Origin of the sequence: Streptomyces gobitricini (assembly GCF_039532985.1) — a bacterium.
Classification (GTDB): Bacteria; Actinomycetota; Actinomycetes; order Streptomycetales; family Streptomycetaceae; genus Streptomyces; species Streptomyces gobitricini.
The window spans coordinates 232,190-241,713 of the sequence record NZ_BAAASR010000049.1; the positions used below are offsets into that span (position 1 = coordinate 232,190).

8 protein-coding genes and 1 pseudogene are annotated in these 9,524 nt (G+C 72.1%); 2 read left to right on the plus strand and 7 right to left on the minus strand.

Going from position 1 to position 9,524, the window contains the following annotated elements; all coding sequences use genetic code 11:
• The first annotated feature begins 42 nt into the window (after window positions 1-42).
• Window positions 43-1,533, plus strand: a complete 1,491-nt coding sequence (locus ABD347_RS29445) for a cytosine permease (RefSeq protein ID WP_344366891.1) — start codon at window positions 43-45, stop codon at window positions 1,531-1,533.
• 256 nt (window positions 1,534-1,789) lie between these two features.
• Here the strand turns inward: ABD347_RS29445 and ABD347_RS29450 are convergent, their stop codons facing one another.
• The 7 genes from ABD347_RS29450 to ABD347_RS29480 all read right to left on the minus strand — a co-directional run bounded on the left by ABD347_RS29450 (window position 1,790) and on the right by ABD347_RS29480 (window position 8,456).
• Window positions 1,790-2,881 carry a branched-chain amino acid aminotransferase gene (locus ABD347_RS29450; RefSeq protein ID WP_344366893.1) on the minus strand — a complete coding sequence of 364 codons (1,092 nt, stop codon included), beginning with the start codon at window positions 2,879-2,881 and terminating at the stop codon, window positions 1,790-1,792.
• A 239-nt stretch (window positions 2,882-3,120) separates the two neighbouring features.
• The gene (locus ABD347_RS29455; RefSeq protein ID WP_344366895.1) at window positions 3,121-4,164 is read right to left on the minus strand and encodes a 3-isopropylmalate dehydrogenase; all 1,044 of its coding nucleotides are present in this window, start codon (window positions 4,162-4,164) and stop codon (window positions 3,121-3,123) included.
• A 62-nt stretch (window positions 4,165-4,226) separates the two neighbouring features.
• Complete coding sequence (locus tag ABD347_RS29460) at window positions 4,227-4,370, minus strand: hypothetical protein (RefSeq protein WP_344366897.1); 144 nt, start codon at window positions 4,368-4,370, stop codon at window positions 4,227-4,229.
• A gap of 234 nt (window positions 4,371-4,604) precedes the next feature.
• The gene (locus ABD347_RS29465) at window positions 4,605-5,150 is read right to left on the minus strand and encodes a GNAT family N-acetyltransferase (RefSeq protein ID WP_344366899.1); all 546 of its coding nucleotides are present in this window, start codon (window positions 5,148-5,150) and stop codon (window positions 4,605-4,607) included.
• A gap of 75 nt (window positions 5,151-5,225) precedes the next feature.
• On the minus strand, window positions 5,226-5,639 hold the full coding sequence (locus tag ABD347_RS29470; protein WP_344366901.1) for a hypothetical protein: 414 nt from the start codon (window positions 5,637-5,639) through the stop codon (window positions 5,226-5,228).
• A 242-nt stretch (window positions 5,640-5,881) separates the two neighbouring features.
• Complete coding sequence (pruA, locus tag ABD347_RS29475; RefSeq protein ID WP_344366902.1) at window positions 5,882-7,513, minus strand: L-glutamate gamma-semialdehyde dehydrogenase; 1,632 nt, start codon at window positions 7,511-7,513, stop codon at window positions 5,882-5,884.
• Between the two features lie 16 nt (window positions 7,514-7,529).
• Entirely contained in the window at window positions 7,530-8,456 is a 927-nt protein-coding gene (locus ABD347_RS29480) for a proline dehydrogenase family protein (RefSeq protein WP_344366904.1), read from the minus strand.
• A gap of 173 nt (window positions 8,457-8,629) precedes the next feature.
• Between ABD347_RS29480 and ABD347_RS29485 the strand changes: the two are divergent.
• Window positions 8,630-9,524: pseudogene (locus ABD347_RS29485) on the plus strand (PucR family transcriptional regulator); the annotation flags it as partial.

The window sequence follows — 9,524 nt, forward strand, 5'->3', positions numbered from 1 at the left end:
AAAGTCGTCCCCATGTCGCCGAGCGAAGCCCGGAGAGCGCCCATGCCGATTGAACAGCGCGGAGTCGACACGATCCCGGAGGTGGAGCGCACCAGCCGGCCGCGCGACCTCGTCTCGATCCTGCTGGGCTCCAACCTCTGCCTCGGCGTGATCGTCTTCGGCTGGCTGCCGGTGTCCTTCGGGCTCGGACTGTGGCCCGCGGTCACCTCGGTCCTGGCCGGGACGGTCGTCGGCGTCGCCGTCACCGCCCCGCTCGCGCTGGTCTCGCTGCGTACGGCGACGAACCTGTCGACGTCCAGCGGGGCCTTCTTCGGGGTGCGCGGCAGGCTCGTCGGCTCGGTCGTCGGCCTGCTGCTGTCCCTCGGCTACACCGCGCTGACGCTCTGGATCGGCGGCGACGTGATGCTCGGCACGCTGTCCCGGCTCTTCGACGTGCCGACCGGCCCGGTGGCGCACACCCTGGTGTACGTGCTGCTCGCCGGCTGCACCGTGGTCGCCGCCGTGTTCGGCTACCGGCTGCTGCTGCGGATCAGCCGGTACCTCGCGGTCGGCATGACACTGCTGCTCCTGCTGGGCGTCGTCGCGTACGCCGGCGACTTCACCTCCGCGCCGCCGCCGGACACCCCCTACCTGCTGGGCTCCTTCTGGCCCACGTGGCTGCTGTCCGCCGTGGCGGCGGGGCTGAGCGGGCCGGTCGCCTTCATCACCCTGCTCGGCGACTACACCCGGTACGTCTCACCGGAGCGGCACGATGCGCGCACGGTGTGGCGGGCGACGTGCGTGGGCCTGTTCGCGGGCCTGCTGGTGCCGCAGCTGTTCGGTACGTTCACGGCACTGGCGGCGCGGGCGGGTGCGGACTACGCGGGGCCGCTGGTCGAGACGGCGGCGCCCTGGTACCTGCTCCCGCTGCTGGTCGCGGCGAGCGCCGGATCGGTCGGCAACGCGGGGCTGATGCTCTACTCGATGGGCCTGGACCTGGACGCGATCGTGCCGCGCGCCACGCGCGCCACGGCCACGCTGGTGGTGGCGGCCGTCGCGACGGTGTTCGTGTTCGCGGGCCACTTCGCGTGGGACGCGCAGTCGGCGATGACGTCGTTCGTGCTGCTGCTGACCGCGATCGGCACGCCTTGGGCGGTCATCACGCTGATGGGTCACGTGCGGTGCGGCGGCCACTACGACCCCGAGGCCCTCCAGGTCTTCAACCGGCGGGCGAAGGGCGGGGTCTACTGGTTCCGCGCCGGCTGGCACCCCGGTGCGACGGTTTCCTGGGCGGTGGGCGCGGCCGTGGGCCTGGCGGCCGTCTCGACGCCGCTCTACGAAGGCCCCCTGCTGTCGCTGACCGGCGGCGTCGACTGCAGTTTCATCCTGTCCGGCCTGGTGGGCGGTGTGGCGTACGCGGCACTGACGACCGGCCCCAAGCCCTCCGCACCGGCCTCGGCACCGGCCTCCGGGCCGGCCTCCGCACCGGCCTCCGCACCGGCTTCCGCCCCGGACGCCGTCGCGGCGCCCGCACCCGAGACCGCCGCGTCCTGACGCGCGGCGACGCGGAGCGCCCGCGCCCTCGAGCGGGGGGCGCGGGCGCTCCGTACGACCGGAGGACGCCCGCCTCCGCCCCCGCCCGGGGCTGCCGGGCCCGACGCACCGGCCGCGGGCGGGCGCCGGGGAGCCCGCGACGCGGAGCCGCCGCGGCCGGGGGCGCGGCCGGATCGGCCCACCACCCGGGCCGCACCACGTCCCGGGGCGCTCACCGGAGCGGGCGCTCACCGGACCGGGCCCCGCCAGGCAGGCGTCAGCCGATGTTGTGGGTCCAGCCGTGCGGGTCCGGCGCCGCGCCGGTCTGGATGTCCAGCAGCGTCCTGCGGAGCTTCAGCGTGACCTCGCCCGGCTCGCCGCCGGACTGCGTCCACTCGCCGCTCGCCGACTTGACCCGGCCGACGGGGGTGATCACGGCCGCGGTGCCGCAGGCGAAGACCTCCTTGAGCGTGCCGTTCTCGGTGTCCCGCTGCCACTGGTCGATGGAGACGCGGCTCTCCTCGGCCTCGTACCCCAGGTCACGGGCGAGCCGGAGGAGCGAGTCACGGGTGATGCCGGCGAGCAGGGAGCCGGTGAGCTCGGGAGTGACGATCTTGTTGTCGTAGACGAAGTACAGGTTCATGCCGCCGAGCTCCTCGACCCACTTGTGCTCGACCGCGTCGAGGTAGGCGACCTGGTCGCAGCCCTTCGCCGCGGCCTCGGCCTGGGCGAGCAGGGACGCGGCGTAGTTGCCGCCGGTCTTGGCGAAGCCGATGCCGCCGGGGACGGCGCGGACGCGGTCCTCGGAGAGCCAGATCGAGACGGGCTTCACGCCGCCCGGGAAGTACGCGCCCGCCGGCGAGGCGATGACGATGAACAGGTACTCGTTGGCCGGGCGGACGCCCAGACCGACCTCATTGGCGATCATGAAGGGACGCAGGTAGAGCGACTCCTCGCCACCGTGCGGCGGCACCCAGGCCTGGTCCTGCCCGACCAGCGCGTCGCACGCGGCGACGAACGTCTCGACCGGCAGCTCCGGCATGGCGAGGCGCTTGGCGGAGATCTGGAACCGCTCGGCGTTGGCCTCGGGCCGGAAGAGCGAGATGGAGCCGTCGGGGCGGCGGTAGGCCTTCAGCCCCTCGAAGATCTCCTGCGCGTAGTGCAGGGTCATGTTCGCCGGGTCCATCGAGAGCGGCGCGTACGGCGTCAGCTGGGCGTCGTGCCAGCCGCGCCCCTCCGTCCACTTGATCGTCACCATGTGGTCGGTGAAGTGGCGGCCGAAACCGGGGTTGGCCAGGATCGCCTCGCGCTCCGCGTCGGACAGCGGGCTTGAGGAGGGCTTGAGCTCGATCGTGGGCGTCGTCGTCATGAGTGCTGTGTCCTTCACCGTTGTATGTGACGGACCGCGCTCACGCCGCTACACCTGCTAGGACGTCCGAGCTTTCCCGCATGCCGCGGCCCCGCGTTCGATTATCGCGCGCGCGGCCGGTGCAGTGAAACGGCAGGAGTGCGGTCCAGGGTTGATGGTGGCACCCGGAGCCGCACAGGAGAAGCCGCCGGGTGCGTGAGCGACCCGGCGGCTGTGTCTGGTGTTCCTCAGTCGGCGGGTCAGCTCGCTACGCGTACCGCGAGCGCGTCGCCGATCTCGTCCGTCGTACGCGGCGCCGAGGCGTCGCGCTCCGCCAGGTCGGCGGCGACCGTCTCCTCGATGCGGACGGCCTCGGCCTCGTAGCCCAGGTGACGCAGGAGCAGAGCGACGGAGAGGATGGTCGCGGTGGGGTCGGCCTTGCCCTGGCCCGCGATGTCGGGCGCGGAGCCGTGGACGGGCTCGAACATCGACGGGAACTCGCCCGTCGGGTTGATGTTGCCGGACGCGGCCAGGCCGATGCCGCCGGTCACGGCAGCGGCGAGGTCGGTCAGGATGTCGCCGAAGAGGTTGTCGGTGACGATGACGTCGAAGCGCTCGGGCTGTGTGACGAAGAAGATCGTCGCGGCGTCGACGTGCAGGTAGTCGGTGGTGACCTCGGGGTACTCCTCGCCGACCTTGTCGAAGATGTTCTTCCACATGTGGCCGGCGTAGACGAGGACGTTGTTCTTGTGCACCAGCGTCAGCTTCTTGCGCGGGCGGGCGTTGGCCCGCTCGTACGCGTCACGGACGACACGCTCGACGCCGTACGCCGTGTTGACGCTGACCTCGGTGGCGACCTCGGCCGGGGTGCCGGTGCGCAGCGAGCCGCCGTTGCCGGTGTACGGGCCCTCGGTGCCCTCGCGGACGACGACGAAGTCGATGTCGGGGCGGCCGGCCAGCGGCGTGGCGGTGTTCGGGAAGAGCTTCGACGGACGCAGGTTCACGTAGTGGTCGAAGGCGAAGCGCAGCTTGAGCAGCAGCCCGCGCTCCAGTACGCCGGAGGGGACGGAGGGGTCGCCGATCGCGCCGAGCAGGATGGCGTCGTGCCCCTTGAGGGACTCGAGCTCCGCGTCGGGGAGGGTCTCCCCGGTGCGGTGCCAGCGCTGGGCACCGAGGTCGTACTCCTTGGTCTCCAGCTTCACATCCTGCGGGAGGACGGAGCGAAGGACCTTCAGGCCCTGGGCCACGACCTCCTGGCCGATGCCGTCACCGGGGACCACTGCGAGATTGATGCTGCGAGACATGTCCGCACCCTACTCCGCGTCCCAGAGCCTGACATGAACGTTCCACAATATGGACTGGCGGGTCAGTTGGCGTGCTGCCCCGCGGCTCCGCCGTTGTCCCGCCGGTCCAGGGCGCGCTGCAACGCGGCGGCGGCGTTCCGGCGCTCGGTGTCGGAGGGGCGGGGGGCGGTGTGACGGACGCGGCGAACGGCGGTCTCAGCGGCCATGACGATCGACTCCTTGAGATCAGAATGATTCGAGGCGCCGGAAGGGGCGGGGAGCGCGGCCGCAGGGGTTGCCTGCCGGGGGCACGGCGCTCTCGTCCGCCGTTCGCTTGATGGAGCGAGACGTTCGGCTTCTACAAAGCTAAGCCGTCAAGGAGCGTCTGTCTCCACAATTACTCGGACTTCCTACTATCTGAGACGGGCGGCGGTGGAGCCGGGCTCGAACCACCCGAGCGCCTACAGGACGTCCCCGTCGCGCCAGTCGAAGAGCAGCGCGCCCGCGTCGGCGGCGGGCAGCGGCCGGCCGGCCGACGGGCGCAGGTACGTGGAGTCCTCCTCTTCCGGCAGGTGCGCCACCCCGTCCGGGCCGTACGCCTCGACGCGGCCGTTCCACAGCTGCCAGCCGCGCGCCCGGTACAACTCCGCGCCCTCGTCGGACGCCGACAGCGCGCCGAACGCGTAGGCGCCGTCGACGACCTCCTCCAGCGCCGCCATCACCCGGCCACCCAGCCCCTGGCGGCGCCGGTCGGCGCGGACGGCGACCGCCTCCACGTACCCGATCCGGTACGAGCGTCCCGCCTGCGCCACCCGGCGCATGATCACGCTGCCGTGCGCGGCGACGCCGTGCTCGTCCTCCACATAGGCGTGGACGCCGCCGAGGCCGTGGTCCCAGTCCTGGTCGGTGAAGCCCCCGTCGAACGCGGCGTCCAGCATCGCCCGTATCGCCGAGAGGTCTGCGGGGGACAGCTCGTAGGTGTGAGCCGTACGCAAGGAGTCGGTCATGCGGCCCACTCTTCCAGCGGCGACGGGGCGGGTGGTGGAGAACCGGCCACCACCCGCCCCGTACCGTTCACACCGTCAGAGCCGGCCGCCCGTCAGGCGGGACAGCGGGCCGCGCTGGCGCAGGCCCGCCCGGCGGCCGAGGGCGTACGACGACGCCACCACGGTCGCCACACCGGCGCTCGCGCCCGCGGCGACGACCTTACGGGCCTTCACCAGCGTCCAGGCCACGCCCGCTTTGCCGACGGTCTGCCCGGCCGCCGTGCTGACGGCCGACTGGACCGTCCTGGCGGCGGACTTGGCCTTCTCCGTGGTCGCCCCGCCGATCCCGGCGAGCGTCTCCTTGCCGCCGCGTGCGGACTGCGACGCGGACTTCGCGGCATCCTGCGCCGTGTTCCCCGCGCCCTTGGCGGTGTCCTGCGCCCGGTCCTTGGTCGCCGTGCCGGCCCGCGATGCGGTCTTGGTCGTCGAAGTCTTGTTCGTCTCAGTCATGCCGTGCGGGTAACCGCTCAGCTCCCCGGCAAACTGACGGCCGTTCACCCGTGCCGTGCGGCCACGGCCCCGCGCCGGTGTCCTGTCCCGGGTCCCGGGTCCCGGGTCCCGGGTCCCGGGTCCCTTCCGGCAACGCGGCGCGGGGCACGGGGACACGGGCCCGCGCGCACGGGAACCGCCCCCGTCCGGTGTGGGGGGCCGGGACGGGGGCGGCGCTCAGGGGCCCGCGAGGGCCGGGGGCGTCAGCCCATGTGCGGGTACGTGTAGTCGGTCGGCGGCACCAGCGTCTCCTTGATGGCGCGGGTCAGCGTCCAGCGCATCAGGTTCTGCGGGGCGCCCGCCTTGTCGTTCGTACCGGAGGCGCGGCCACCGCCGAAGGGCTGCTGGCCCACGACGGCGCCGGTCGACTTGTCGTTGATGTAGAAGTTGCCCGCGGCGTACCGCAGCTTCTCCATCGTGTACGCGGCGGCGGCGCGGTCGCGGGCGATGACGGAGCCGGTCAGGGCGTACGCCGAGACGGCCTCCATCTGCTCCAGCACCGCGTCGTACTGCTCGTCCTCGTAGACGTACACCGCGAGGAACGGGCCGAAGTACTCGGTGGTGAAGACCTCGTTGGCCGGGTCGGTGCACTCGACGACGGTCGGGCGGACGAAGTAGCCCACCGAGTCGTCGTAGGTGCCACCGGCGACGATCGTGCACGTCGGGTCGGCCTTGGCCCGGTCGATGGCGGCCTTGTTCTTGGCGAAGGACCGCTCGTCGATCACGGCGCCGATGAAGTTCGTCAGGTCGGTGACGTCACCCATCCGGATGCCGTCGACCTCGGTGGCGAACTCCTCCTTGAAGCCGGAGTTCCAGATCGAGGCCGGGATGTACGCGCGGGAGGTCGCCGAGCACTTCTGGCCCTGGTACTCGAAGGCGCCGCGGGTCAGCGCGGTCTTCAGGACGGCGGGGTCGGCACTCGGGTGCGCGACGACGAAGTCCTTGCCGCCCGTCTCGCCGACGATGCGCGGGTAGCCGCGGTACTTCTCGATGTTGGCACCGACCGTCTTCCACAGGTGCTGGAAGGTCTTGGTCGAACCGGTGAAGTGGATGCCCGCGAGTTCCGGGTGGTTCAGGGCCACCTCGGAGACGGCGATGCCGTCGCCCGTCACCAGGTTGATGACGCCCTTGGGCAGGCCGGCCTCCTCCAGCAGCTCCATGAGCAGCACGGCGGCGTGGGTCTGCGTCGGGGACGGCTTCCACACCACCACGTTGCCCATCAGGGCCGGGGCGGTGGGGAGGTTGCCCGCGATGGCGGTGAAGTTGAAGGGCGTGATCGCGTAGACGAAGCCCTCCAGCGGGCGGTGGTCGAGGCGGTTCCACACACCCGGGGCGTTGGCCGGCGGCTGCTCGGCGAGCAGGTCACGGGCGTACTTGACGTTGAAGCGCCAGAAGTCGACGAGCTCGCACGGGGTGTCGATCTCGGCCTGCTGGACCGTCTTGGACTGGCCGAGCATGGTCGAGGCGGCCATGGTCTCGCGCCAGGGGCCGGCCAGCAGCTCGGCGGCGCGGAGGATGATCGCGGCGCGGTCGTCGAAGGACATCGCGCGCCACGCCGGGGCGGCGGCGAGCGCCGCGTCGATCGCGTCCTGCGCGTCCGCCTGCGTGGCGCCGGCGAAGGTGCCGAGGACCTTGGCGTGGTTGTGCGGCTGCACGACGTCCACACGCTCGCCGCCGCCCATCCGCTTGACGCCGCCGATGGTCATCGGGAGGTCGATGGGGTTCTCGGCCAGCTCCTTGAGCTTGGCCTCGAGGCGGGTGCGCTCGGCCGAGCCGGGGGCGTAGGTGTGGACCGGCTCGTTGACCGGAGCGGGGACCTGGGTCACAGCGTCCATGAGTTCCGTAACTCCTTCAGTTCTTGGTGATCATCGAGCGGACGAAGAACAGCAGGTTGGCCGGCTTCTCCGCGAGACGGCGCATGAAGTACCCGTACCAGTCGGTTCCGTACGCGGTGTAGACGCGCATCCGGTGGCCCTTGGCGGCGAGCCGCACGTGCTCGTCGCCACGGATCCCGTACAGCATCTGAAACTCGTACTCATCCAGTTTGCGCCCCGCACGGCGCGCGAGCTCCTGGCTGATGGCGATGAGCCGCGGGTCGTGCGACCCGATCATCGGGTAGCCGTCGCCCTCCATGAGGGTCTTCAGGATCCGGACGTACGCCTTGTCGATCTCCGCCTTGTCCTGGTACGCGACGGAGGCCGGCTCCTTGTAGGCGCCCTTCACGATCCGCACGCGGCTGCCGTTCGCGGCGAGGCGGCGGGCGTCCTCCTCGGTGCGGAAGAGGTACGCCTGGATGACGCAGCCGGTCTGCGGGAAGTCCTTCCGCAGCTCCTCGTGGATGGCGAACATCGAGTCGAGGGTGGTGTGGTCCTCCGCGTCCAGGGTGACCGTGGTGCCGATCGCGGCGGCGGCCTCGACGACCGGGCGGACGTTGGCGAGGGCCAGCTCGTGGCCGCCTTCCAGCGCCTGGCCGAACATCGAGAGCTTCACCGACATCTCGGCCCTGGCGCCGAGGTCCAGCCCCTTCAGGTGCTCGATGAGCTCCAGGTAGGCATCACGGGCGGCGAAGGCCTGCTCGCGGGTGGTGATGTCCTCGCCGACCACGTCCAGGGTGACCTCCAGGCCCCTGGCCGTCGTCTCCCGGACGATCGGGACGACCTGCTCGACCGTCTCACCGGCGATGAACCGGCCGACGACCTGCTTGGTGCCCGGGGCGGCAGAGACGAAACGGCGCATCTTGTCGCTGCGCGACGCGGCGAGGATCACGGGACCCAGCACGGGCACCTCCACGGAACACGGATCGAAGGGTGGCCGAGAGGGAACTGATCCCTGTCGGCACGGATAACCACCGTGAAACCTAAGGATCGCTCCGATGCCCGGCCATCGACAGCTGTCACGCATCCGTGCCCCGCGTCTCATACAGATGTCTGAGACAGTGGCAGAATGTCCGGGTGAAGGCCGATTACCAGGACCTGGTCGACGAGATCTCGGCGCTGCTGGGCGCCCCCGCGACGCTGGAGAACCGCGACTTCGGGCTGATCGCCTTCGGCGCCCACGACAGCGACGACGACACCGCCATGGACCCGGTGCGTACGCGCTCGATCCTGACGAGGAAGTCCACCCCCGCGGTGCGGGCCTGGTTCGAGGGCTTCGGCATCACCCGGGCGACCGGCCCGGTCCGCATCCCGGCCGCCCCGGACGCGGGCGTCCTGCGCGGCCGCGTCTGCCTCCCGGTACGGCACCGGGGCATCGTGCTCGGGTACGTCTGGCTTCTCGACGCCGACCCGGGCCCTTCGCCCGACCGGCTGACGGCCGCCATGGAGGTGACCGAGCGGATCGGCGCGCTGCTGGCGGACGAGGAGCGGGCGGACGCGGACCTCTCGCGCGAGCTGCGGGCCGTGCTGACGGCCGAGCCGGGCTGGCAGTACGACATGGCCCTCGCCGCCCTCCGTACGGCGCTCGGCCCCGACGCCGAGGGGCTGCACGCCCTGCTCTGCGTCACCCCGTGGCCGGGCGCCGACACGCCCTCGGTCCGGACGGCGCCCGGCGTCGCGGCCCTGTGCACCGTGCCGTGGCCGGAGTGGGCGGTACGGGAGCCGGGCACGGGCGCATCCGACGGCGGACCGGGAGCGGGCGGTCCGGGGGCGCCCCGGCCGGCGGATCCGGTGACGGCGGCCGGGCAGCGGGCCGGCCGCCGGGGGGCCACCGCGCACGGTGGGGCCGCACACGGCCTCGCCGCCCTGGTCCGGCTCCGCTCGGCCGACTCCCCCGCCCCGGCGCTCACGGCGGCCGCCCGCCTGCGGGACGCGGCGGGCAGCGCCCCCGGCGGCGCCACGCCCACGGACG